24 protein-coding genes and 1 pseudogene are annotated in these 24,709 nt (G+C 40.6%); 2 read left to right on the forward strand and 23 right to left on the reverse strand.

The annotated features are described in order from the left end of the window. Positions 1–8: 8 nt before the first annotated feature. The 20 genes from BFN00_RS03130 to BFN00_RS03230 form a co-directional block, all read right to left on the reverse strand. A complete protein-coding gene (locus tag BFN00_RS03130) occupies positions 9–668 on the reverse strand; it encodes a 4'-phosphopantetheinyl transferase family protein (protein ID WP_082180545.1) in 660 nt (219 codons plus the stop codon). A gap of 80 nt (positions 669–748) precedes the next feature. After that, entirely contained in the window at positions 749–1,444 is a 696-nt protein-coding gene (locus tag BFN00_RS03135; protein ID WP_071850427.1) for a hypothetical protein, read from the reverse strand. Between the two features lie 21 nt (positions 1,445–1,465). Beyond that, positions 1,466–3,526 (reverse strand): MreC domain-containing protein, encoded by a 2,061-nt coding sequence (locus BFN00_RS03140; RefSeq protein ID WP_071850428.1) that lies wholly within the window; start codon positions 3,524–3,526, stop codon positions 1,466–1,468. Continuing rightward, complete coding sequence (locus BFN00_RS03145) at positions 3,517–5,025, reverse strand: hypothetical protein (protein ID WP_071850429.1); 1,509 nt, start codon at positions 5,023–5,025, stop codon at positions 3,517–3,519. The genes BFN00_RS03140 and BFN00_RS03145 overlap by 10 nt, the downstream gene beginning before the upstream one ends. 584 nt (positions 5,026–5,609) lie before the next feature. Next, the gene (der, locus tag BFN00_RS03155; RefSeq protein ID WP_071850431.1) at positions 5,610–7,019 is read right to left on the reverse strand and encodes a ribosome biogenesis GTPase Der; all 1,410 of its coding nucleotides are present in this window, start codon (positions 7,017–7,019) and stop codon (positions 5,610–5,612) included. Between the two features lie 167 nt (positions 7,020–7,186). Next, entirely contained in the window at positions 7,187–8,335 is a 1,149-nt protein-coding gene (gene bamB / locus BFN00_RS03160; protein WP_071850432.1) for an outer membrane protein assembly factor BamB, read from the reverse strand. Next, positions 8,332–9,030: a YfgM family protein gene (locus BFN00_RS03165; RefSeq protein ID WP_004733041.1), complete on the reverse strand. Its 699-nt coding sequence runs from the start codon at positions 9,028–9,030 to the stop codon at positions 8,332–8,334. The genes bamB and BFN00_RS03165 overlap by 4 nt, the downstream gene beginning before the upstream one ends. Positions 9,031–9,060: 30 nt before the next feature. After that, positions 9,061–10,356 carry a histidine--tRNA ligase gene (gene hisS, locus BFN00_RS03170; RefSeq protein ID WP_071850433.1) on the reverse strand — a complete coding sequence of 432 codons (1,296 nt, stop codon included), beginning with the start codon at positions 10,354–10,356 and terminating at the stop codon, positions 9,061–9,063. A gap of 3 nt (positions 10,357–10,359) precedes the next feature. Further along, positions 10,360–11,481: a flavodoxin-dependent (E)-4-hydroxy-3-methylbut-2-enyl-diphosphate synthase gene (ispG, locus tag BFN00_RS03175; RefSeq protein WP_071850434.1), complete on the reverse strand. Its 1,122-nt coding sequence runs from the start codon at positions 11,479–11,481 to the stop codon at positions 10,360–10,362. A gap of 23 nt (positions 11,482–11,504) precedes the next feature. Further along, positions 11,505–12,296 carry a helix-turn-helix domain-containing protein gene (locus tag BFN00_RS03180; protein WP_004647463.1) on the reverse strand — a complete coding sequence of 264 codons (792 nt, stop codon included), beginning with the start codon at positions 12,294–12,296 and terminating at the stop codon, positions 11,505–11,507. After that, on the reverse strand, positions 12,287–13,087 hold the full coding sequence (pilW, locus tag BFN00_RS03185) for a type IV pilus biogenesis/stability protein PilW (RefSeq protein ID WP_071850435.1): 801 nt from the start codon (positions 13,085–13,087) through the stop codon (positions 12,287–12,289). Before pilW ends, BFN00_RS03180 begins: the two co-directional genes overlap by 10 nt. 14 nt (positions 13,088–13,101) lie before the next feature. After that, positions 13,102–14,337 (reverse strand): dual-specificity RNA methyltransferase RlmN, encoded by a 1,236-nt coding sequence (gene rlmN, locus BFN00_RS03190; protein WP_071850436.1) that lies wholly within the window; start codon positions 14,335–14,337, stop codon positions 13,102–13,104. Positions 14,338–14,459: 122 nt separating this feature from the next. After that, a complete protein-coding gene (gene ndk, locus BFN00_RS03195) occupies positions 14,460–14,891 on the reverse strand; it encodes a nucleoside-diphosphate kinase (RefSeq protein ID WP_004647460.1) in 432 nt (143 codons plus the stop codon). A gap of 110 nt (positions 14,892–15,001) precedes the next feature. Continuing rightward, positions 15,002–15,202 (reverse strand): Fe-S cluster assembly protein IscX, encoded by a 201-nt coding sequence (gene iscX, locus BFN00_RS03200; protein ID WP_004278360.1) that lies wholly within the window; start codon positions 15,200–15,202, stop codon positions 15,002–15,004. Between the two features lie 87 nt (positions 15,203–15,289). After that, positions 15,290–15,841 carry a phosphatase PAP2 family protein gene (locus tag BFN00_RS03205; protein ID WP_071850437.1) on the reverse strand — a complete coding sequence of 184 codons (552 nt, stop codon included), beginning with the start codon at positions 15,839–15,841 and terminating at the stop codon, positions 15,290–15,292. A gap of 20 nt (positions 15,842–15,861) precedes the next feature. After that, the gene (locus tag BFN00_RS03210) at positions 15,862–17,142 is read right to left on the reverse strand and encodes a glycosyltransferase family 4 protein (protein WP_044109961.1); all 1,281 of its coding nucleotides are present in this window, start codon (positions 17,140–17,142) and stop codon (positions 15,862–15,864) included. A 269-nt stretch (positions 17,143–17,411) separates the two neighbouring features. Further along, positions 17,412–17,828, reverse strand: a complete 417-nt coding sequence (locus BFN00_RS03215; protein ID WP_004647457.1) for a hypothetical protein — start codon at positions 17,826–17,828, stop codon at positions 17,412–17,414. Between the two features lie 13 nt (positions 17,829–17,841). Further along, positions 17,842–20,178, reverse strand: a complete 2,337-nt coding sequence (locus tag BFN00_RS03220) for a fimbria/pilus outer membrane usher protein (protein ID WP_071850438.1) — start codon at positions 20,176–20,178, stop codon at positions 17,842–17,844. Between the two features lie 22 nt (positions 20,179–20,200). Beyond that, complete coding sequence (locus BFN00_RS03225; RefSeq protein WP_071850439.1) at positions 20,201–20,905, reverse strand: fimbrial biogenesis chaperone; 705 nt, start codon at positions 20,903–20,905, stop codon at positions 20,201–20,203. 76 nt (positions 20,906–20,981) lie between these two features. Then, positions 20,982–21,515, reverse strand: coding sequence for a hypothetical protein (locus BFN00_RS03230; RefSeq protein WP_071850440.1), 534 nt, complete (start codon positions 21,513–21,515; stop codon positions 20,982–20,984). Between the two features lie 711 nt (positions 21,516–22,226). On the opposite strand from BFN00_RS03230, the gene BFN00_RS16335 reads away from it, so the two are divergent. Continuing rightward, positions 22,227–22,451: a helix-turn-helix domain-containing protein gene (locus BFN00_RS16335; RefSeq protein ID WP_373687391.1), complete on the forward strand. Its 225-nt coding sequence runs from the start codon at positions 22,227–22,229 to the stop codon at positions 22,449–22,451. Between the two features lie 30 nt (positions 22,452–22,481). Here the strand turns inward: BFN00_RS16335 and BFN00_RS16115 are convergent, their stop codons facing one another. The 3 genes from BFN00_RS16115 to BFN00_RS03245 all read right to left on the reverse strand — a co-directional run bounded on the left by BFN00_RS16115 (position 22,482) and on the right by BFN00_RS03245 (position 23,325). Beyond that, positions 22,482–22,823, reverse strand: a complete 342-nt coding sequence (locus BFN00_RS16115) for a hypothetical protein (RefSeq protein WP_249449779.1) — start codon at positions 22,821–22,823, stop codon at positions 22,482–22,484. A 137-nt stretch (positions 22,824–22,960) separates the two neighbouring features. Continuing rightward, positions 22,961–23,101, reverse strand: a complete 141-nt coding sequence (locus BFN00_RS16120) for a DUF2971 domain-containing protein (RefSeq protein ID WP_228284846.1) — start codon at positions 23,099–23,101, stop codon at positions 22,961–22,963. Between the two features lie 8 nt (positions 23,102–23,109). Further along, positions 23,110–23,325, reverse strand: coding sequence for a hypothetical protein (locus BFN00_RS03245; RefSeq protein ID WP_228284845.1), 216 nt, complete (start codon positions 23,323–23,325; stop codon positions 23,110–23,112). Between the two features lie 226 nt (positions 23,326–23,551). Between BFN00_RS03245 and BFN00_RS03250 the strand changes: the two are divergent. Beyond that, positions 23,552–24,527 (forward strand): annotated as a pseudogene (locus BFN00_RS03250) (IS110 family transposase). Positions 24,528–24,709 lie beyond the last annotated feature (182 nt).

The raw sequence follows: 24,709 nt of genomic DNA on the forward strand, positions 1-24,709 counted from the left end.
ATTCTGTTTTAGACAGTGTGATGAATCTGGATCACAGGAAATCTCAATCCCTTGCAGGAATCCTCACTTTGCCAGGCCACGGTGAGCATGCAGCCAGCAAGCGTATAATTTTGATAGGCATAGATGCCAATCTCTGGATGTTCGCAGCGCCCACCATTTTGCTCAGGATGGATATTGGTATTGAGCTCATTCAGGTTGATCCGGATTCCCAAGCCTGATGCCTTTAACACGGCCTCTTTAATCGTCCAGACTTTAAACCAGTATTCAGGGTCATAAGCCAGCGTTTGCCAAGTTTTGAGTTCTTCGGGATGAAAGGCGTGCTGTGCCAAGGCTTCGAAACGAACCTTACGACTCAGTTCTTCAATATCAATTCCTAAGTTTTGGACATCTCTGCTCGTTGCCAGGACGTAGAAATTCTGACTATGGCTATGATTGAAACTGAAATCCGGATAGTCATTTAAATAAGGCTTGCCATATTCAGTGATGGTGAAATCCAGAGATTGGATCGGATGATTGAATTGATCTGACAGCAACTGGTTACGTCGCGCATAAATTGCCAGTTTTCGATTTTTGATTTGCTCTACCCGTGATTCAGGCGGTTTAATCGAAAAGAACTGATCTATTTTTTGTAGATAAATTTGAATATTTCGCGACAATGCAAAGCTCATAGAAACAGATGGACTTTTTCATTTTACGTCGCCAGATAAAAAAAGAAAGCCTGTTCGAAAACAGGCTAGACTCATATTGCTTAGATTGAATCAGAAATATCAACTGGTTTTGCTGCTGCAGATTCTGGCGCCTTAAAGTTCAAGCCCGCTTTTTTCATCAACTGCGGATACTCCACCAATGCCATTGTTGCGTTTTTTGCAATTCCAGTCACATCACCTAATAGACCTTTGGCATCCATAAAAGACATACCGCTATCGCTGACACTACGCGGATTACTGAGCATTTGCATAGACACCTGCTTACTATTAAGCACGAGTTCGCGTGCAGACAAGCCCGCAATCGCAAAGTTAGTAAGTGAGTTAACTAGAAGCTGTTTCTGGCTTACACTTAATGCATTAATACGTTCCAGTGTCGCCGCTTCATCCTTTTTTGATGCATCCAGAACATCATTGGTCAATTTGGTAATCTCTTTCTGGATTGCCTCTTTTTCCTTTACGTCTGAGGTAGTTTTCAAGCTGTTTAATTTGGTTTTCAGCTCTTCACTGTCTTTACGCTCAGCAAACAGGGTTGCCAGTGTCGTTCGGCTTTGAATAAACATGGCATTGGTGGCTTGTGCCTGCTTAAGAAAACCCGCCAAATCCAGATTCTGTGAAGATGTGCCTGTTGTTGTTTCAACTGCTTTTGATGCCAGACTACTCAGTGTTCCAAGACCGGCATGACTTTGCGATGCCAATACAGCACTTCCCAAGATCAAGATACTTGCGATTTTTTTCATAATGTTTCCCCTTATAATTCCTTACTGAACTGCATCGGCTTTTTGCACGATCTGATTTAAAATTTTTGGTAAGGCCTTGAACATCTGAATGTTGTACATTTCATGACGATGGGTGATATCAATGCCTTTTAAACTGACTTCTTGCTGTAAACCGACAGCTCCAATACGTTCCTGTTTTGTATTAAAACGCCGCGCTCCACCTGCCAAAACTAAAGTGGCATCGCAACTGGATTTGTCTGCATTGCATTTAATAGAATCTTCTTGAACCTGAATCTTGAAGGCTGGCTGTAAGCACTCGTCTTTAGGCACATACAGTTTCAAATCAAGCTGTTTTTTAAAGCCGGCATTTTCAGTCATTTTTATAATTGATGTTTCCAAACTGGTCTGACCTTTAAAACCTGAACCTGTGGCATAAAATGGACGTTTGGACTGACTGGTAAATGCGTGATAAATCAGCGGACCAAATCCATAAAATGGAATCTCTCCAACTTGATCGGTATGCAAGCTTGGGCAAAGTACACGGGCAAGTTTCGACTCACCCACAGCAGCATGGCTATCCACCAAGATGCTGTCACCCGAACGTACCGGTAGACGGTCATTTCCACTCACAGGAAAATCAAGCTGCGCTTTGACTTTAGCCCCTTGACGCTCAATGACTGTAGCTTCCCAGGTCGGGATTAACACTTGACGCTGAGCAACTTTTTCACGGTTATACACATGAATTTTCATGCCTGTGGTCAAACGCTCGCCTACATCCTGAATCGTGATGGTCTCGCTACCACCACTGGATACCTGCAAATCTGAACGGGTAAATTGAATCTCTTTTTGGAATTGCTGACCCAGCTTCACCAAGGCATTTTTGAGTGCCACTTCTTTACGCGTATCCAGTGAAAAACCCATCCCTTGTGAAATGGTTTCACTGATTTCATCAGTTGCATGCGCCGAATAAATCACGCGCCCAGAACGATCAATCATTTCAGCAAAGACTTCACTATGTACCACTTGTTGCTCAGTCATTTTGCCGACTTGCTGCTGATAACCAATTACAGGAATCACATTAATACGAATAAAAAATTCAGGAAGTTCACGCTGATGCTGGGTTTCTTGATTAGTTAAACCCGTCTGCTCACTGATACTCTGTGCGAGCACGCTATAACGTTTGTTGACTGGTGTAAGGGTAAAGGATGCATTTTCTCCGATCGCATCAGAAAAAATCTGCTCAATCAGGTCTTTTGACTCACCTTGATAAGTCAAAACATCCACTACCAAAGCTTTAGGCTTGTTCAGTGCCTGACGGGTATTGGCTGAAATCTTGCTAAACTGGCTCGAATTACCACTCATCAATACAGGCAATGCCACAGCATAATCGCTATCAGCATGGACAACCCGGATTAAATCTCCTGAAGCCGAGCTCAGCTCATCATCTTTGGCAATCCCCTGATTAAAGCCTTTATCCAAAACCATATAAGACTTCCAGCGGTCAATCACCTTAGTCTGCACTTCAGAAACCTTAAATTTTTTCTGCAGATCCTGGGTCAATTGCTGGGTCAAGGACAGCAAGCTACTTTGAAATTTCTGCTGGACCGCCTGACGGGTTGTAGCCGCCTCGACATCAGTCGACAGCACCTGTATAGGTTGAGATAAGGTAGCGCTATCGGTATAAATCACTTCTCCAGACAAGACATTGGTCAACTTTAAACTTAAAGTGACTGGCAGAAAAATCTCGGCTGTAGATTCCTTTTGCACTACATATTCGCTGGCCCGCAAAACTTCCAGAGAGGCCACATAGCTTCGATGTTTATTCTGTTGGGAAATTGAAGTAACCACCTGATCTTGCAAGGCCTGTTTCAGCTGCTGCTCGAAAGCCTGTGCAACTTGAGTACGAATCGTCTCGCTAGATACAGCCCTGCTAAAGTCACAGGAAATCGATGATGCGTTTGCTTCTATATGTTCTGCCGATTGACGACAAGGCAGTTCCAGCCCATAAATTCCCTTCGCCGGAAAAACCTGAATATTGGCCTGTGTACTAGCCGTTCCCATCAGCGCCATGGCAAGCATGGCTTTTTTCATGCTTATTTGCATTGGGTACCACCAATACATAAAGTAATGGTATTCCCTGCTTGCAGGCGTTCTGCATTCGACAGAACAGGATTTACCCGGCGCAATGCTTTGGCAAGTTCAGCACTTAACGGCTTTTCACTCTTATAAGTCATGGTCATCTCGACCAATTTGCCATCCTGGGTACGGATATCGATATTTTCCGCACCATCCATTTCATCTAAGGCCACGTACAGGTCATCCCCTAACCGGCTAGATACGCTACCCGATACACTTTTTACAAAGAGGGTTATTTCCTTACCATACATGCTGCGGTTTTTCGAATAGGCAAGGATTTGCGGGCCGACTTCAGATAGCGTCATTTCACCCAGTTTACGGGCAACATTGGTACGGCAAGTATCTGTCGTTGCAGCCGTGGATGATTCAGTACGGGTATCGCCGCCCATCAGTGTGCCATCATCGACTGAATAAATTTTATAGCTGAGTGCACCATCACAAACAAACTGACCCGTTGCACCTGAACGACCACGGTCATAAATATAAGAGCTACCGACCATAAACCAGTCCGCTTTTTCCTGACGTGCAGCCACTGCAAGTTTTGCCAGCTCTGCATCACCCAGCAATTGTTGAATGGTCATACTCTTGCCTTTGAGATAACGGCTACGAAACACATCCGAATCCATTAAGCGTAGATCATATTTAGATGCTGCACGGGCAATTGAGGTTAACGTTTGATTTTCACGCTCAGGTGTGGTCGACGGGGTTTGATATTCCACATATTTCACAAAATTTTGAATATCATTCTGGCGTTCAGACTGGCTATAATGTGCTGATTCACTGGCGTTATAACTTGCTGAAGCAGAAGATTTACCTGAATTATTGTGACTTGATGAACGTGCAGCAACGCCCGCACCTGCACCATAGTAATTACCATAGGCATAGCCTGAAGCCGAAGCTGATTTGCCTTTTGATGAATATGATGAACTTTCACTGGCTTTTGCACTTTCTTTCGCGTCATAGCTGGCCTTTTCATCATAGGCATAGCTCTTGTCAGAAAAGTACGACGTAAACTCTTTCACCGGTTTTGAGTTATCTCGCGGTACACCAAAATATTCATCCATTACGATCATGATCGGACTGGTTCGGCTATTCTTTTTGGATAAACCCAGATCATTTAAGATCTGGCGAAACTCCTGATCATCCATTTCAATTGAAATAGAAGTAACCAGTTCATTGTTATTGTTGGTTTGACTACCACGATTAAATACGTAGCCATTGTCAACTTGTTTCACAATATCTGCCAGATGGAGTTCGGCATCCTGCATGGCTTGAGGGCCATTTATTTTTTTGATTAAAGCAATGACTGCATCAGTTTTTGCATTATTCAATGCTTGATTCCGTGTTCCTATTGGATCTTTTTTTATAATGGGGCTACTGCCCTCACCATTCACTTTGATCATTTCAGCGCATGCAAGGCTTGGTAAGCCCATCATACAGATTAAGGCCAATGCAGTTTTTTTCATGTTCCCCTCACACCACCGCAAATTTGGGTAGTAATTTATTATGATCTTTTTCAGTCAATTTTCATTTTTGCGACTGAATTAACAATTTCACACAAATATAATACCTGTCTCTTATANNCGGCATACGAGATACTGATCGGTCTCGTGGGCTCGGAGATGTGTATAAGAGACAGATTCAATGCTTGATTCCGTGTTCCTATTGGATCTTTTTTTATAATGGGGCTACTGCCCTCACCATTCACTTTGATCATTTCAGCGCATGCAAGGCTTGGTAAGCCCATCATACAGATTAAGGCCAATGCAGTTTTTTTCATGTTCCCCTCACACCACCGCAAATTTGGGTAGTAATTTATTATGATCTTTTTCAGTCAATTTTCATTTTTGCGACTGAATTAACAATTTCACACAAATATAATACATATCACATAAATATTAAATTGATACTTATACTAAATAACTATAATTAAAAGAATATTTTATTTTTATTAAATTCAAAATTAAGCCTGATTAAAAAATATTTTTATAGGTAATAAAAAAAGCCCGCTTTACGCAGGCTTTTTATCCGGAAAATTTAAACTATAAAATTAACGCTTAAATTTCTTCTCGGCTTTCTTGAACTTCTGTACATAACGACGTTTACGTGCAGCTGCACGCTCATCCACTTGAGACTTACGACCTTCAAACGGGTTTTCAGAGGTTTTAAATTCGATTTTAATCGGCGTACCTTCAAGCTTGTACACTTTACGGAACACGTTTTCCAGGTAACGGCGATAATCCGCAGGGGTTTTATCCACCTTGTTTCCGTGAATCACGATCGTTGGCGGATTCTGCCCACCCATATGCGCATAACGCATTTTAATACGACGACCCTGAACCATAGGCGGTTGGTGGGCATCTGTCGCATCATTTAAAATCTGGGTGATTTTTGCTGGTGACACTTTCAAACGAGATGAATCATAAGCACGGTGAATCGATGGATAAAGATCGCCCACACCCGTTCCATGCAATGCAGAAATCAAATGTACTTTGGCCCATGGAATAAAATCGAAGCGACGCTCTACATCGAGCTTACATTGCTTACGATCATATTCACTCATGTTATCCCATTTGTTGACTGCAATGACCATGGCACGACCCGCTTCAAGCGCATAGCCAATCAAATGCAAATCTTGCTCAACAATACCATCACGCGCATCAACCACAACAACAATTACGTTGGCATCTTTCATTGCCTGTAAAGTTTTAACAATCGAGAATTTCTCAATCATTTCATCAACTTTACCTTTACGGCGCACCCCTGCAGTATCAATCAGGGTGTATTGACGGCCATCACGCTCGAATGGAATATAAATCGAGTCACGTGTTGTACCCGGCTGGTCAAATGCCACCACACGCTCTTCACCGAGCAAACGGTTCACCAGCGTTGACTTACCGACGTTCGGACGACCAATAATCGCTAAACGCAGACCCGTGTTTTTGTCATGCTCTTCCGGATTTTCATCTTCCGGTACATCAGCAAGTACATCTTCCAGCATCTGCTGAACACCACGACCATGGCTGGCTGCCACTTGTAGCGGCTCGCCCATACCCAGTTTATAGAATTCAACCAGGGCAGCTTCAGCATGTACGCCATCAACTTTGTTGGCCACCAGAAAGACTTTTTTGCCTAAAGTACGCAATTCACGGGCAATCTGTTCATCAGAAGCCAGCAGTCCGGCACGCGCATCAACCACAAAAATGATGATGTCGGCTTCATGAATAGCAGTCTTGGACTGCTCTGCCATGTACGAGTCAATCCCACCTTCATTTTCGCCAATACCGCCAGTATCGACCACAATGAAAGATTTATTTTGATAAGTTGCATCGCCATATTTACGGTCGCGTGTCAGACCTGCAAAGTCTGCCACCAATGCGTCACGGCTCTTGGTAATCTGGTTGAACAGCGTTGATTTTCCGACGTTCGGACGACCAATGAGCGCAATTACGGGTTTCATAGAGTAACCTTTATTCAATATCAGGCGTCAAAGTGGCCTGAACATCAGAAAGTATAGGAAGATATAAGGGGGAAATACCCTAAATAAAAACACGGGGCATTGATTTTTCAATCACCCCGCGTTCACAAAATACGGTTGTGGCTAGTTTAGCATAAGGCTCGTTAAAATTAACGGTTCTGCCAAATGCTTAATGCGCCCTTGCGTGTGGAAACATACAGCTGGTTGTCGATGACGCGTAAGCTACGTACTTCCCCAGAGGTTTTCGAACGACCAGTAATCTGTCCGGTACGCGGATCAATCAGGTGCAAGACACCATCCAGATCACCGACTACAAGATCAGTACCCAGCATCACCGGATTACTTAACTTGCGATTCAGCAACTGGTCATTTTCCCAAAGCGGTTGACCCGAGGTAATTTCAAAGGCTTTGATTTTGCCATCGGTTTGCGCCACAAATACACCATTGCCCACAACTTCTGGACGCTGGATACTGCTGGCATCTTCACTCCAGACCACCTGTTGTGAAGCTAAATCCAGCACAGTCACCTGACCTTGATAACTGGTGGTCACCACAAACTGGCCTGCAACGACCGGTTCCCCGTCAATATCAACCAGACGCTGGATATCAGAACGCCCATCCGACACTGCGACACGACGCTGTAATTTTGGCACACCGCTTAAGGCATCCAGTGCATAGATATAAGCATTGGAAGATGCAATCAGTACATTACGAGCATCTAATGCAACAGGTGCAGCCATGCCACGCAGGCTGAATTGTACATTAGGTAAGTTATAAGTCCAAACTTGCGCACCCGTCGCAATTTCATGCGCATATACTGTGCCGTCATTGCTCACGCTAATGACACGACCAGCATGAATTAATGAAGGTGCCAGTAAAGCACCCGTCAATTGCGCAGTCCATTTTTGCTCGCCGGTTTGCTGATCCAGCGCAAACAGCTGACCTTTCTGGTTACCCACGACAACAAGACCTTCAGCAGCTTCAACACCAGAACTTAAATTGTCTTTGCTGACTTTTTTCTGCCACAGACGCTGTTTGCCTTTAAATGCAGACACTTCGCCTTTCGAATCAATTGCAAAGACCACACCATTATCTGCATCCAGACGTAAACGCAACGGATCAGCAGCATCTGTCGAAGCCACACTGGTGGAAAATACAGGGACCAGGGTTTTGGCTTGAGTCAGTTTTGGAAGTGGATTCGGTTTTACTTCTGGAACTTTATTGGTTTTACCCGCACAGCCAGCCAATGCAAGCGTTAAAACAGTCAAGGCACAGGTAATTTTGTATTTTCTATTCATTCAGCTTCTTCCGCTTGTGTTTCTATAATTGGGCGTTCGATTTCCGGATCATCGACCAATACGCCTACGCTTTCGAGCTTAATTTGTAAAATCTGACGTTCTTCTTTACGTTCAATCAAAGCATCCCATGCACTTTGATATACTTTTTTAGCATTTTCAATATCATTTTTGGCAACATAGATATCGCCACGTGCTTCATCGGCAGTTGCTTTAAATGCAGGCTCAGTAACCGCTTCTAAAGTTTTCAATGCAGCATCATATTTTTTCTGTGCCAGTTGTGCATAAGCCAGACGAAGTTTGACGACCTGAACCAGACCTTTATCGTCTACTTTCGAGTTTTCAACTTTCTGTAGCGCTTTCTCGGCCGCAGCATAATCTTCTTTTTCATAAGCCAATTTCGCCATCACTAGCTGGGTCTGAATCGCCTGAGCTGAATCAGGTGCTTCCTTGACAATCTTGTCCGCAGCTTCAGACAACTTGGCAAAACCATCACCTTTCGATGCCTGCGCATCATCCATCAACTGCTGAACCTTGGCAGTGTGCATTTGCGACTCTGCCAAGTTTTTCTTCTGCCAATATTCCCATCCAAAAAAGGCAATCAGCGCAATTAAAATCCCGGTAATCATCGAAGAACCATATTTCTTCGTAAAGGATTTTAAGCTTTCAAACTGTTCATCACCACTCATTGCGCTCATGAGATTACCCTTTTCCTAATGTTTTATCGATTATTTTGAAGAAATTTTAGTACTAAAAAATGCAACGAAGTCCGTAAATGGTACATTCGATTGCTCTGCGGTTGCCAGCTCTTTCACAGTAAACGCCTGAGCTTCCAGTTCACGCTCGCCCAAAATCGCTGCATACAAAGCACCGGCTTGATCGGCCTTTTTCATTTGCGATTTCATTGAACCTTGTGAGCCTACTTTCAGACGAACCTGACTGCCTGCTGCTTCAAGCTGATCACGGATCTGTTCGGCAATGACCAAAGCCTTACCTTGAGAAGTCGGTTCAGCCACCAGGAATACTTCACAATCACGTGTCGGGGTATTGTCTTCAACCTGTTCCAGCAGAAGCAATAAACGCTCGATACCCATGGCAAAACCAACTGCAGGAACAGACTGATCTGCCTTTCCTTTAAGCTGTCCCACCAGGCCGTCATAACGGCCACCGGCACAAACTGTACCTTGTGAACCCAAATGGGTTGTGGTCCATTCAAAAACAGTTTTGTTGTAATAGTCCAGACCGCGTACCAGCTTTTGATTGATCACGAAGCTCACGCCTGCATCAGTCAAATACTGCTGTAACTGGGCAAAGTGCGCCAGAGTTTCTTCACCCATAAAATCATGCAGTTTCGGTGCATTTTCTAAGATACTTTGTGTTTTGGCATCTTTAGAATCCAGAATACGCAGTGGATTCGTGGTCAGACGGCGCTGAGAATCTTCATCCAGATCCGCTTTATGTGACTCTAAAAACTTAACCAGTGCTGCACGGTAAGCTGCACGCTCATCCGACTCACCGAGTGTGTTGAGTTCTAATTGAACTTTGTCTGCCACACCCATACGTTTCCACAGACGCGCCGTCATCAGAATCAGTTCTGCATCCATATCTGGCGTTGCTACACCAAAGGTTTCCACACCAAACTGATGGAACTGACGGTAACGGCCTTTTTGCGGTTTTTCATAACGGAACATGGGTCCGATATACCAGATGCGAGGCGTCGCACCGCGCAGCAGGTTATGCTCCAGCATGGCACGTACACAACCCGCCGTCCCTTCAGGACGTAGCGTCAATGATTCAGGCGGATTACCCTTGTCGAGGAAGGTATACATTTCTTTTTCAACGATATCGGTTGCATCACCGATCGAACGTTTGAACAAGTTGGTCTGTTCTACGATAGGCAAACGAATTTGTTGATAGCCATAGGCATCCATCAAACCGGATAGATGCTGTTCAAGACGTCTCCAAGCTGGGGTTTGCGTTGGGAGAATGTCATTAAAACCTTTGATTGCGACGATTGAACTCATGATCTACTCAGGAAAACTTGTACGAATAATTTCTTTAGATTTAGCTTCTTCAAGCTCGGAAACACGTTGACGAACCATGGTTTCAATTTCATCAACCAATTGATTCGTATCAATTAAATGACTCTTTTCACCATTACGGTACACCAGTGAACGCGGACTTGCACCTACGACACCAATATCCGCTTCTTTAGCTTCGCCCGGCCCATTGACCTTACAGCCAATGACAGAGACATCCATTGGGGTACGAATATCTTCTAAACGCTCTTCAAGTTGCTGCATCACCGAAATCACATTAAATTCCTGACGTGAACAGCTTGGGCAGGCAATGAAGTTAATCCCGTTGGAGCGCAGACCCAGCGATTTCAGAATATCAAAACCAATTTTAATTTCTTCTTCAGGCTCGGCGGCTAAGGAAATACGCATGGTATCCCCAATACCCTCCATCAGCAGACCACCCAAAGCGATCGCAGATTTAACCGAACCGGTGCGATAAATACCCGCTTCCGTGACACCCAGATGGAGCGGATTATCAATTTGCTGTGACAGCAAACGATACGCATCCATGGTTAGGAACACATTCGAGGCTTTGACTGAAATTTTGAATTCCTGGAAATCCAGACGGTCTAAAATATCGATATGGCGCATCGCAGATTCAAGCAAAGCCTGACCAGTCGGCTCACCATATTTCTTTTGAATATCTTTTTCCAGTGAGCCGGCATTAACACCGATCCGCATGGAAATGTCGTTATGATGTGCTGCGGCCACCACTTCACGGATTTTCGCTTCCGAACCGATATTGCCCGGGTTAATCCGCAGGCAGTCTGCACCCAAATCCGCAACTGCCAAAGCAATTTTATAATCGAAGTGAATATCGGCGACCAAAGGTACATTGACCTGCTTGCGAATTTCACCAAATGCCGCCGCGGCTTCCATGGTAGGCACAGAAACCCGCATGATGTCTGCACCGGCATCTACACAGCGCTGAATCTGTGCAACCGTAGCTGCCACATCACAAGTTTCAGTATTGGTCATGGACTGGATACTGATTGGTGCATCACCACCCACATAAACTGAACCCACACGAATTTTACGTGTTGGACGACGTTTAATTGGATTTACGATCATCGTTCTGCTCTACTCTTGATCTATTAAGGTGATAAACGGAATTCTGCTTTTCCGTTCACAGTGTAGGGTGACAATGAAATATTTTCATTATTTAAACTGAGTGATACAGCCGATGCATCATCCAGACGAATCTGGAATGGCGCTTCACCATTCAGCTGCAAGCTCGATGCCTGACGGCCTGTTGCCAGAACATTACCCGCCGAGTCGACTATATGCACCGAAGTCGGACGGTTAAAATCAAGTTTCAGCTGATCACCGGAAAGTGCGGCACCTGTATCCAGATTCAGAATCTCGACATTAGAAGCGCCTACTCCAGAGACTTCACTGCTATTTTGTGAATTACTGCTCGACCAGTTCTGAATCATGGCAAACAGTGCGCCCAAAATCAGTAGCAATACCAGCGTAATAAAAATGCGCTTTAACCACTTACGATTGCGGTCACGCTTGGAACCTGGCAATTTCCCCATAATTTTAATAGGAGAATTGTTCAGGGCATGATTCGGCAGCAACCCGGTATCATTGGTATAAATTTCATCAAAACGCTGAATAATACTAGACGCATCTACACCCAGAAATTTGGCATAAGTCCGGTAATAACCTTTAATAAAGGTCGCTTCAGGCAAAGACTTATATTCGTCCTGTTCCAGTGCAGTCAGGGTTTTGACCGGGATATTCAGCTCTTTCGCTACATCTTCCAGATTGCGCTGCTGATTGATACGAATCTGGCGCAAGTACTCGCCCGGACGTTGAATATTTCCTAACGCATTTGGAGCTACGCTCGAATGATTCGATGGTGAATTAGGATTTACTTCCATACGGCCTCAGTACTGTACTGTAATTGCAAATAACGTTGGTATTCCTGGCTTTCAGGAAAAAGTGCACGTAACTGGTTGACCAATACCTGCATCCCCAACTGATCACCCCCGGCACGCGCAGTGCGAATGCCAATCCAGAGTGCACGGGCACCCTGATTTTTCTGTCCCACACCACGTACAAACTGTTGATACATTTGTGTCGCAGCCGGGAACTGCTGGTTCAAATAAAATATTTCTGCCAACTCTAACATTGAAATATAAGAATCGCGATTGGCTTGTAGCGCCTGTTTGAATGATTTTTCAGCATTCGCTGTATCACCCAGTTTCAGGTAAATCCGTCCCATATTTTCCAATGCACGGAAACGTTGATCATAACCTAAAGTGGCACCGGCAATTTGAAACTGCTCAATCGCATCATTATAGCGTTCAAGCTGATATAAATAAGTGCCGTAATTATTTCGCGCCTGTGCATTTTTCGGATCTGCCGAAATCGCACGCTTGAAATAATGATCTGCTTTTTCGAGATTGAGCTTACTACCTTCCTGCTGCAATAGCACGCCCATCATCATATTCGCTTGAGAATCACGCGGACTGCTTTCAAGTGCCTGATCCAGCGCACGTTTAGCTGCATCCAGGTCACCTGTTCTCAGATATTCTACCGCCAATTGGGTACGGACTTTGGTGGCCTTTTCAGGGTCTTTCTGACCCAGATCTGGCGTCTGACACGCGACTAAAACCAAAGACACACATACTGTTGAAATCAAAGCAAACTTTGATGTTAGATTTCTCAACTGGCGACCTCTTATTATCCTTGTGAGCGCATGATCTCATTCGATTGCGCAATTTTCTTTTTCCACTGTTCCGCACGACGGGTACGGTCAGCAACTTGTCCGACTAACTGTCCGCACGCGGCATCAATGTCATCACCGCGTGTCTGACGAATCGTACACACAAAACCGGCATCAGACAAAGTTTTTTGGAAAGAAATAATCCGGTTGCGGCTTGAGCGGCCATATGGCGCATGCGGGAACGGATTAAAAGGAATCAAATTAATCTTGCTTGGTAAATTCTTTAACAGCTTAATCATTTGCTGCGCATGTTCAGGATGATCATTCACGCCATCTAACATCACATATTCAATCGTCACGTGTTTACGTGAACTTTCATTCCCATCTTTGGCAATATAACGCTGACATGCTGCAATCAGCTGCTCAAGCGGATATTTTTTATTGATCGGCACCAGCTCATTACGCAGTTCATCATTTGGCGCATGCAATGAAATAGCCAGCGCCACGTCAATATCTTTGACCATCTGATCGATTTTCGGCACCACACCAGAAGTCGATAAAGTCACACGACGTTTTGACATGCCGTATGCAAAGTCATCCAGCATAATGCGCATTGAATTCAATACTGCATCGTAGTTGAGTAATGGCTCGCCCATGCCCATCATCACCACGTTCGTGACTGAACGTTCACGCTCAAGTACAGGCACATCTTCCATATAGGAATAGTTTGCCATCCAGAGCTGACCGATAATTTCTGCCTGGGTCAAATCGCGCTGAAAACCCTGTTTACCGGTCGAACAGAATGAACAGTCCAGTGCACAGCCCACTTGTGAAGAAATACACAAAGTGTGACGTAAACCACTGCGATGTTCAGCAGGAATCAATACGGTTTCGACGAGGGAACCTTCACCGTCGCCAACACGGAATACCCATTTACGGGTACCATCTTTAGAATAGTTTTTATGCACCACTTCAGGCGCTTTAATTTCACAAATCTTTTCCAGTTTTTCACGCAGTTTGCCGGAAATATTGGTCATTTCAGCAAAATCAGTCACAAAGAACTGGTGAATCCATTTCATCACCTGCCCGGCACGAAACTTCTTCTCACCCATGTCCTCAAAGAATTTTTCCATTTGCGGACGTGACATGCCAAGTAAATTCACTTTCTCGACAGTATTTGCCTGTGCTGGAGCGGATGGAGTGTGTTGCTGCGGCTCAGAAACTGCTGATACAGCGACTGCTTCAGTACTCATGTGTATTACCTAAACCATGTCTAAAGATAAAAGGAGAAGCTCAATATGTGAGCAAAGAATTATTCAGAGAATAAAAAAACCAGATAAGTATAATAACACTTATCTGGCTTGAATACTGCGAATTAACGAGTACGTGGAGCAATCTCAGTTTGAGCGAAGAAGTAGTTAACTTCACGATCAGCAGATGCTACAGAGTCAGAACCGTGAGCAGCGTTTTCGTCGATGCTTACAGCGAAATCTGCACGGATAGTACCAGGAGCAGCTTCTTTAGGATTCGTCGCGCCAAGGATGTCACGGTGAGCAAGAACAGCGTTTTCGCCTTCAAGAACTGAAACAACAACTGGACCAGAAGTCATGAATGCAACTAGGTCAGCAAAGAAACCACGTTCTTTGTGCTCAGCATAGAAGCCTTCAGCTTCAGCTTGAGTCAAATGTTTCATTTTAGTTGCAACAATTTGAAGACCAGCTTTCTCGAAACGAGCAAAGATGTCACCGATGTGGTTTTTAGCAACTGCGTCTGGTTTTACGATAGATAAAGTACGTTCGATAGCCATGATAGGCTCCTTAAGTCAATTGTTGACATGAAAATTTGGCGCATTATACCGAGATAATGCGCATTTTTCTGCTTTTCATCTGTAAAAAAATGCTTTTTTAAGATGAGGGCTTAGCGTGCCTCGTCAATCCATGCCATTTGAATGGCTTCAAGCAGACCTTCGGTAGACTTGGTCGGATCATCTTCAAATTCAGGCAAGGCACACACCCAGGCGTGTAAATCAGTAAAACGAATCCACTGCGGGTCCACATCTGGATGCGCTTCGTAGAGTTCAATCGCGATATCGAGCGTGTCAGTCCAACGTAAACCCATCTCTATTTCTCACCATAATTGCTTTGATGCTGTACTTTAACAAATCTGTGAAAATCTGCGAGCCTTTGCTCCGGCTTTCACTTATTTTTACAGCACAATATTCAGATAAGGTGCGGTCAGGACAATGGCAATTGCCATCATGCCACCCAGAATTGCGCCAACTGCCACATCACTTGGATAATGTAATCCCAACACCATTCGGGACACTGCGACCAGAATCGTAAAAGGCAACATCAGCATCAGTAATAAAGGTGCGACATAACCTAAAACGGTGGTTGCCATCACGGCATGCAAGGTATGCCCGGAAGGAAAACTGAAATGATCCAGTGGATGCTCACCCAAACGGATCACCTGATGCACCTGATAAGGACGTGGCCGTACGGTTTTGATTTTAAGCACCTTGTAAATCATAGTACCTATAGTACTTCCCAAAATCAGATAAACAATCTGCACGGTATAGATCAAGCCTTGCATGATCCAAACCAGTAGCAGCATGAAATACCAAAATGCACCATTTCCTAAGCGGCTAATCATTTTAAAAAAAGTGGCAATACGGACTGAATGCGAAAAATGATTCAGATAAACACAGCCTTTCAAATCGATTTCTAAAAATTTAATCTTTACATTCTGGAGTTTCACACTGGTGCTCCTTTCTTGTTTTATATCCTGTATTCCTGTTGCTGTACCAGTGAATACAGTGCCTGTTCAAATTGCCGGACTGGATATTGCCAGCCTACTTTTTCGGCTTTTTTACGTGCCTGTGCACCCATTTGCTGTAATCTTTGCAGATCAGGCAGTCCGAGCATCTGCTGAATCAAACCCCGCTGATGTCCAAGTCTGCTCAACCATCCCGTTTCACCATGCTGCACATGCAAGTTTGCACAAGCATAATCATAAGCAATCACTGGCAAGCCACTGGCCATCGCTTCCAATACCACATTTCCAAAGGTTTCAACCTGACTGGCAAAACAGAATACATCTGCACTGGCATACGCCGCTGACAGTTTTTCTCCTGTCAAGCTACCGGTAAAAACAATACTGCCATCCTGATTCAGTTGTTGCAGTCGAGTGCGATCCGGCCCATCTCCAACCACTACCAAACGTATATCTTGCTGACGAACTTGGCGCAGCACAAAATAGGTCTTGATCAGCACGTCAATTTCCTTTTCAGGAGAAAGCCGTCCGACATACAACATCACCCGGGTCTCGTTTGAAACTCCCCAAGCATAGCGCAAATCTGGTGATCGCCACTTTGGTGAAAATGTATCTGGATCGACGCCTCTGCCCACAACTGCCAAGGGACAAGTTACACCAAACTGATTCAAGGCTTGAGCCGTGCTTCGACTCGGGACACAGGTCAAATCAGTATTATTATGAAACCACTTTAAATAGCCTTGAATTGGCTTCAGTAAAAAAGCCAAATCAAAAAACCGACTAAATTCCTGAAATGATGAGTGGAAACCGCTAGAGACTGGAATTTTATGGAATTTTGCAAGCTGTTGAGCTACCAGACCCAAAGGGCCTTCGGTCACAATGTGAATAATATCAGGTGTAAAAATTTCAACAGCTTGATGGATTTTTAGAAATTGCGGTCTACCAAACTGCAAATTGCTATATTTAGGAAGGCAATGCGCTTTAACCAGACATTCACTATGTGGTTTAAAATCGTTACAGGCTTGTCGTTGTTCTGGACGTATTAATAAAATCTTATGTCCCTGTTTTTGTAATCCTTTACACAGTTGCAATAAAGCATGGGCAACCCCATTGATTTCAGGAGACCAGGTTTCAGTCACAATGGCTATTTTGAGACGAGGACGAGTCAACTCTTCCAAAGGCAGGGTCATTTTTGTTTTTTGCTGTCGCAACTGTTTTAAGTCAAAGCTAATATTTTGAAGTGCAGACATTTTTTTCGATAACGCTGAGGTGCAGGGCTGTTCCATATCACACCTATGTGATTATATTTTAAGCTAAAGTCTAATGCTTATTTATTGCATTTTAATGATATTACCCCCCTTCTCTCATTTTATTCGGAAGTTGATGTACTTATAGAGATATCTAATTAACTTGGCTAACAATTAAGAGTAAATTAACTCACCTATTCATAACCATAGCTCATGCCTAAAAAATCCAGTCAGAAAGCTTCAAAATCTGGTTAAAGGACTTAAATAGACCAAAATCCAATTCTCTTTTAAGAGCCAACTAAAAGAATTCAGTAGATAAGATCCACATATAAACTGTCTTTATAAACTCCAGCTGGGGTCAAAGCAGAAGGTTGTTCAGCTAGTTGTACCAATACAATAAATTTACTTAGGCTAGTTGCCGGTTGGGATATCGGCATATTCCAACGGGATGAGGTCGCCCCAGAAATATACATTTGTGTTCTTATTTTATGATTGTGCTCATTAACCAAATAACTACTGCCATTAGTGCTGGTTAAGTTTCTAGAATTAAATTGAATAGCATAACTACTATCACACCTTACGATAAAAGAAGTCGCAGCTTGGCTCAGATAAGAGGAGTTCAATTTGAGTTCTGATGCTGTCGATCGATCAATCTGACAACGTTGGGCATGACTTAGACTGGTTAATAATAGAGAGAACACAAGTACAGTAAATTTAAGTTTCATTATTTTTCATCCTTTATTTACAGATAAGCGTAGATAGTCCGCTTTCTTCTTTTTGATTTTCTGTAACCGTCAATTGTGCAAAGCAAGTTTTAGATTCGGTGCTGATGATTTTAATATTGTAAGTATTTGGAATAAGCCCATATAGAGTGACCGTACCGTTCGATGAGATAGGATAAACCTCCCCACCATCATTATCGATATATAACTCTGAACCAGCTGTGAATTTATGATTATTACTATCTACAGGCAAAATCGTGACCTGTTTTGTATTATATATAGGGAAATTAATAATATACCCCCGCTGATCTAAAGCAGTAAGCCTCTTGGTTGCATAAGGAATCTTATCTTCGACTGGTAATTGATTCTGATCAAAACCAATATCATAATTTACATAAGGAATAATATCATGAACAAAGGTATAGCCTTTCTTATTCGTTTTATCTACTACAGATAAAGACCTTAAAACATCGACATCCTGATAATCTCCCACACTAACAACAGAAAATGCATTATCAACCAACTTGGTAAAATTGAATTTATTATTAAGAAAAACAACCGCACCACGATAGTTTAATTGTGATTCAGACTCATTATCTCCCTCTATATGATAAAAACCTAAATCCCCAACATCTGTTTTCAATCGCCCATTGAAATTATATAGTGTTTCATCTTCGAGTCTATTTACACCTGTTTCATAGTCAAATCCAACCTGATTAGGATTACTTTTTACAAATTGCAATTTAGTTCTTTCATCTGTTGAATGACTAAAATAAACTGCTTTATCATCATCAAAACTATAGCTAAGTGATAAGACAACTCCAGAATCCCGATCATTACCAAATGAGCTAAAATAACTCAAACCTAGGCTTCCCTTCCTACCTAGCCGACGATTAAACCCTAAATTTAAAGTTTTACGATCATTTTGAAAAAATGAAGGAATCTCATCTTCCACGCGCATTTCTTGCTGATGAAAACTCTGGGCAGCATAATTCAAATAAATATTATGCAAGAGAGGAATATTGCTCATTCCCCCATAAATTAAATATTCATACTTAGGATAACTATAAAAATTATCCAGGTCATCACCTAAATATTTAAAATCTCTTTCTGTATATTTCGCACTTGCACCAAGTGAAACTCTTCCGAAATCCTTTGCAGCAGATAATCCATATGAATAATTAAAATTATTAAGTTCATCGTGTGAAGCTTGAACTACACTATCCAAAACCAAATAATGACTAATAGCTTGAGTCCATAGAAAGCCTAAATTTTGCAAGTCTTCGCTATAAGAAAAATTAGAACCAAGTGTTGTCCAATTAGATACCCCATAACGATAATAAAGGTTAGAGAAAAAATTACGATAGTCATTACTTTCTATATTATAGTTATAACGCAACTTTCCTAATGAAACATTATATTCACTAAGATCAGATCTTAATAGTCGATTCGTCACCAGAATAGGAAAACTTTGTACACTCCTATTCCCTAATACATCTTCAACAATAATTTGTGCATTTCCTGCCTGTTGAATTTGTGCACCAGTTTGAAGATTGAAATCACCAGGACTGACTCTTTGGCTATATATACTTACCCCATTAATATACAAATCAACTGTAGAAGGAACACGCGCACTTCCCTGTAAGATTGGAGTATTCCAATAAATAAAATTTGGTCGCTCAGTAAAATTAGTTCCCCAGTTTAAACCGGCAAAACGTAAAGAATTAATTAATGGATTATATACTGTAGTTGTATCTCCTAAAGTAAGCTGAGTCATACTTTTAGGAAATTCAAAGTCAATACTAGTACTGAGTCGAGTAAAATACTCATTCAAAGGATGATTATAATATGCTATTGAGTTCTTAAAAATCCAATAGTCTTTAAAGACACCCAGATCTGTCAGGCCGTTATATAAAGAATTCGTTTCTCTGTCTATTTTTGAATTTAAATAGGTAAAATCATAATTTACGAAACCTCCAAAACTGGCTCTCTCTGGCATAGTCTGCAACTGGGAGATCTGTGTACTTGATTTAAACAGTTGGGTAGGTATGGTGAGATTAATTGTTTGCTTAGAGGCATCGAAATTAGATTGAATATTCCGGTCCGAAATAAGACAAAACTCATCCCGAGAAGCCATTTTTGATAATTTAGATATATCAATATCTCGTTCCGACAATATATTGCACTCTATGTAAAAATTATCATCACTTTTTATTAAAATAATATCTATATTATGATCAAGCTCGTTTATCCAAAGATTAGCAAAAAATTCATCATCAGGATTCTGGTTAGCATTAGCATTACATAAGAATAAAATATTAACTAGAATAATTATTTTTCTATTTAACTGCATAATATAATCCTTAATTATAATTTTAATCCATAAGCTTTAACTCTATTTCCTCATGCGACTTATCTGTCATTACTTTAACAAAATAATTACGAGGATTATTTATTTTAACGCCTTCCAACTCATAAAAAATACTCTTATCTTTAAGTGCATATTTCATATTATTACTAGTAAAAACTTCTTTCTTATTAGAATCTAAAATTTGTAACTTTGAAATTTGAATATGAGATTCTGCTTTATTTTTAACTATAAGCTTATCATTCTCAATATTAAAATTTAATTTTAAGTTATCTTGCTTTCCAATAAATAATGGCAGGTTAAAATTCATCAAGAAAGTAATAGATGATTCTTTTACAGGTTGAGGTAATTCCTCAATTACAATGCGCCAGGTACCCTCTTCCCGACCATCCAATACAGATACTATTGGACGATTAGAACCAACACGTATAACTTGTTTCCCATTAGGTTTTAAAATAAAATTTCTTGGATTAATTATAAGAGTATCATCCTTCTCCAACACATCTTCACCTTTATCATTTTGATCCCATTTAAATGCTTTCACCTCAAATATCTTTTTTTCTACTTCATTTATAGACTCTAAAGTAAGTGTTGTTGTTTTTTGTTTTTTATCATTAAATATATACATTTGCACTGGATCAATTGCAACATCCGCCTTCCCGCCAGAAAAATAAAAAAAAGATAAAAAAAATAATATAGTTGTTTTTCTCATATTATAATTTTCCATTTAAAAGTATAATGAGGCAACCTAACCCAACATAAATATCAGGTTAGGTTGATTAAATAAATTAGTAGTAAGCTTTAATTAGATAGCGATCGGTATAATTACCTGCTAACTGTGTAGCATCAACTGCAGTATTGGTAACTGCAAGTGTATAATTATCAACTGCTTGACCAGCATGATTTGAATTACCAAATGGAACAGCACCTGCAGCACCTTGTTTAGTCGTCACAATTGTTGTAGCAATTGTTTTAGATGCATCTGTTTCATGTTTAACAAACGTAGTATTATTAGCACCGGCATTTGCAGTTTGTAAATTTAGAACATAAGGGGTATTTGTTGTAATTGAATAATTTGTAGTTTGGGTTCCACCAGCAGCAGATAATACTATTGCATTTCCACCAGTTAAAACACATTTCTTATTAATTTTAAGTGAAATTGGAATTTCTTTTTCACAGCCTAAAGTATTACATTTACTCCAGTCAATTGGTGGTTTAGGAGGATGATAACCACCTCGAGCTGCTTCATCTTCTGCAAAAGATGCCGTAGAACAAGCACCAAGAACTAATGCCGCTAATGCCGATTGTGTAATTTTGTTCATGATTTTCTCCATTTCTTTTTAATAAAAGAATATGTATATGTAGTTATTTTAACGATTACGCTTTAACTCTTATTATTATGAGTAAAGTTAAGTAACCGTTAACTTATCTTATTATCTTTGACCTAAAAATATGCAAAAGTTTATTATTCACAATACTACTCTCTATTTTTGTTTTTTTATTTGTTTTAAAAAATTTAATCCTATACTTATAAAAGGTTAAGACAAAAAATAAATTGATACAATTTAAAAATATTTCTAACTATGTCAAATAAAAAGAATAAAATAATCTTTAAATTTTATAAAAAACAATTAAACCACTAATTTTATTATTTTTTTATAATTTACCTTAACTTACAAAAAAATAAAACAAAGTTACGAAATTTACAAATAGTTGTAAATTATGCAACTTTATTTAAGAAATGTGTGATTTTGTCGAAACTTTTGCTTTCTTTTTCACACATCAAGACTTTTCTTAGCTATGAAAAACTTTCTAAAAAGCAATAATTAATATAAATTAACTAAAAAAACAATATGTTAATATACAATAATCTTCTTTCATAAATAAAAATTGAACACTATTTTGCTTAATATTCGTCCTCTAATTTTCTTGGCATTCGTGCCTAATTTATGAATGAAACACATCGATTCAAAAAGTTTTCAGAAACACAGTTTAAGCGATATACAGGCATATCATGGTCAACTTTTTATTTAATGGTTGATCAATTGAAGAAACATGTTTTAACTCAAGGCAGACCGCCCAAGTTAAGTATTAAGGATCAGATTCTGCTCTGTCTAAGCTATTGGCGAGAATACCGAACCTTATTTCACGTTACTACGAGTTACGGAGTTTCAGAGCCAACAGCCTCAAGAATTGTAGGTCATGTCAAAGATTGGCTGATCAAGTCTGAACTAATACAATTTATAAAAGAACTCTAATATATGAACCGCTACCACAATTACAGCTATTTAATCTAAATCAACTGAATTAATAATTTTTCTTTTTAAAGACCATGTTTCTGTATCAACTAAAACAGTGAATAATTCAATATTATTATTCCGACTAAATTCTTTTAACTGTAAAATTTTAGGAACTTTATAACCATCGATTAAATTATCATACTTCCTTCTTTGATCACGATAACTATTTTCCCCAAGATATATCTCAACAAATGCATCTGATGGGATGCTTTTTAAGAATATACTTCTTGAACCAATATATTTTCTTTCCCACTGCTCTCCATCCAACTCAAATCTCTTATCTTCCTTTGAATGATAAGAATGGTATTCCTCACTCCCCAAACATTTCATTATCCTAACCTCCTCTTCATACGCCCAACATAATTGCTTATAAATAACAGCATGTTTTAGTAATCTCTCATGAGATTCCCACCATATATGATGCTTACTTCCAATTTGCATTAATTGCACGGCATCTATTGAATTAATTATTGTGGCACTGTATTCACATAAATTATCTCTCCTCTCTGAGCAGGTATCGTATAATTTTCAAAACTTTCTAAACCTGCCTTCTCTGTATCAATCCCGATCACCATTCCTTTATGACTATCTGCATAATGAGACCACATTAAAGGATTTAAGGGGCTCGAGTTAAAGACAATACTGCATATTTATTGATAAACCGACTTCTTACAGCTTGCGTTTCTACACCAACATTTACCGTTTCCCCCATTAAAGCTAAAGCCGTCACCTCAAATGGATCATTAAAATCGCGCGGCAAAGAAAAGCCTAAAGTACTTGTTTCTAATATTTTTAAACCAGCATCAAAGCCAACATATTTATATAAAATCATTAGACCTTGTATCTTGGAGGTTGTAGTGATTAGCTTCCACTATATGCAAATTGTAGAGTTTGTAATAGACCTAACACTTTTAGTCTGTGCAAGAGATAAAACCTACAATTTGCCCTAACCACTTGCACAACTCTGGACGGTAACTAAGCACTTTGATGCTGCATTCACAAGAAAAGACGGTGGTTATGCTAAAACAATAATTGAATAATTAAAGTAGGTAAAGATTATGTTTTATCTTGGTATTGATGTTGCTAAAGCTAAAATTGATTGCTGTTTAATTTTAGAAAATTCTGCAAATAAAAAGAAAAACCAAAACTTTTTCAAATACACCAAAAGGTTTTGAGCAACTTCAAATCTGGCTAAACCAGCATGCTGCAACTTCTACGCAGACCATTATCTTAATGGAAGCAACATCTATTTATCATGAACTCTTGGCTAAATATTTATTTGATGAGGGCTATCAAGTCTCTATAACCAATCCTGCCAGAGCTCGATATTTTGCTCAGAGTATGTCTAAGCTGAATAAAACAGACAAGGTAGATAGTGAGGTTCTAGCTCGATTTGCGATGACTGCCAATCTACATTTTTGGCAACCTTTACCCAAACATATTCAATTGCTGAATGCTTTACTGGATAGAAGAGCTGTTCTTTGTGAAGATTTACAACGTGAAAAGAATCGTTTGGAAAAAGCAGAGTCTACCTTCACGATGGAACCTGTACTTCAGTCTCTCCACAAGAGTATTGAACAGTTAAACAAACATATTCAGGGTATCGACCAACAAATTGATGATCACATTGATCAGAATCCTGATTTAAAAAATGATAAAGAACTGCTCAGCAGTATTCCAGCCATTGCAGATCGAACTAGTTTATTAATGCTCAGTTTCTTGCGCAGTCATACTTTTGAAAGAGCTAGTCAAGCGGCCGCCTTTGTTGGCTTGGTGCCCACTCAAAAGCAGTCAGGTAGCTCCATTCATGGCAGAAGCCATTTATCCAAAGCGGGCTCTTCCAAAATACGTGCCGGTTTATATATGGCAGCCATTGTCGCAACTCGGCATAATCCTCATATTAAAGGGATGAATGAAAGATTATTAGCTAATGGTAAAACCAAAATGATGGCGATTGGAGCTGCAATGAGAAAGTTGGTTCATCTTTGTTATGGTGTACTCAAACACCAACAGCCTTATCAAGCAGATTATTGAGCATGAATTTTCGATAATTTGCTTGACGTTTCAGACGGTATCTCTTGCGTTAGTCAAAATTTAATCAGTGATAAGCGTTGATTTTTAAATAAATATCAAAGTCTAAAATAATACTTTCGCAAGAGGTCTATTATTCTTATCCAATAAAAAACCCCGCTTTGGCAGTAATGCCAGTCAGTTAA

The sequence above is a fragment of the Acinetobacter sp. AR2-3 genome (genome assembly GCF_001878775.1).
Taxonomy (GTDB): domain Bacteria; phylum Pseudomonadota; class Gammaproteobacteria; order Pseudomonadales; family Moraxellaceae; genus Acinetobacter; species Acinetobacter lwoffii_D.

Coding starts and splice junctions, on each gene's coding strand:
- BFN00_RS03215 (WP_004647457.1), bottom strand. CDS start 17,828: ATGAAACTTAAATTTACTGTACTTGTGTTCTCTCTATTATTAACCAGT.
- BFN00_RS03210 (WP_044109961.1), bottom strand. CDS start 17,142: ATGGAACAGCCCTGCACCTCAGCGTTATCGAAAAAAATGTCTGCACTT.
- BFN00_RS03225 (WP_071850439.1), bottom strand. CDS start 20,905: ATGAGAAAAACAACTATATTATTTTTTTTATCTTTTTTTTATTTTTCT.
- BFN00_RS03130 (WP_082180545.1), bottom strand. CDS start 668: ATGAGCTTTGCATTGTCGCGAAATATTCAAATTTATCTACAAAAAATA.
- BFN00_RS16335 (WP_373687391.1), top strand. CDS start 22,227: ATGGTTGATCAATTGAAGAAACATGTTTTAACTCAAGGCAGACCGCCC.
- BFN00_RS03180 (WP_004647463.1), bottom strand. CDS start 12,296: ATGGAAGTAAATCCTAATTCACCATCGAATCATTCGAGCGTAGCTCCA.
- BFN00_RS16115 (WP_249449779.1), bottom strand. CDS start 22,823: ATGAAATGTTTGGGGAGTGAGGAATACCATTCTTATCATTCAAAGGAA.
- iscX (WP_004278360.1), bottom strand. CDS start 15,202: ATGGGTTTACGTTGGACTGACACGCTCGATATCGCGATTGAACTCTAC.
- BFN00_RS03245 (WP_228284845.1), bottom strand. CDS start 23,325: ATGATTTTATATAAATATGTTGGCTTTGATGCTGGTTTAAAAATATTA.
- BFN00_RS03140 (WP_071850428.1), bottom strand. CDS start 3,526: ATGCAAATAAGCATGAAAAAAGCCATGCTTGCCATGGCGCTGATGGGA.
- ndk (WP_004647460.1), bottom strand. CDS start 14,891: ATGGCTATCGAACGTACTTTATCTATCGTAAAACCAGACGCAGTTGCT.
- BFN00_RS03165 (WP_004733041.1), bottom strand. CDS start 9,030: ATGAGCGCAATGAGTGGTGATGAACAGTTTGAAAGCTTAAAATCCTTT.
- bamB (WP_071850432.1), bottom strand. CDS start 8,335: ATGAATAGAAAATACAAAATTACCTGTGCCTTGACTGTTTTAACGCTT.
- BFN00_RS03145 (WP_071850429.1), bottom strand. CDS start 5,025: ATGAAAAAAACTGCATTGGCCTTAATCTGTATGATGGGCTTACCAAGC.
- BFN00_RS16120 (WP_228284846.1), bottom strand. CDS start 23,101: ATGTGGTCTCATTATGCAGATAGTCATAAAGGAATGGTGATCGGGATT.
- BFN00_RS03230 (WP_071850440.1), bottom strand. CDS start 21,515: ATGAACAAAATTACACAATCGGCATTAGCGGCATTAGTTCTTGGTGCT.
- BFN00_RS03135 (WP_071850427.1), bottom strand. CDS start 1,444: ATGAAAAAAATCGCAAGTATCTTGATCTTGGGAAGTGCTGTATTGGCA.
- BFN00_RS03220 (WP_071850438.1), bottom strand. CDS start 20,178: ATGCAGTTAAATAGAAAAATAATTATTCTAGTTAATATTTTATTCTTA.
- ispG (WP_071850434.1), bottom strand. CDS start 11,481: ATGATCGTAAATCCAATTAAACGTCGTCCAACACGTAAAATTCGTGTG.
- der (WP_071850431.1), bottom strand. CDS start 7,019: ATGAAACCCGTAATTGCGCTCATTGGTCGTCCGAACGTCGGAAAATCA.
- rlmN (WP_071850436.1), bottom strand. CDS start 14,337: ATGAGTACTGAAGCAGTCGCTGTATCAGCAGTTTCTGAGCCGCAGCAA.
- hisS (WP_071850433.1), bottom strand. CDS start 10,356: ATGAGTTCAATCGTCGCAATCAAAGGTTTTAATGACATTCTCCCAACG.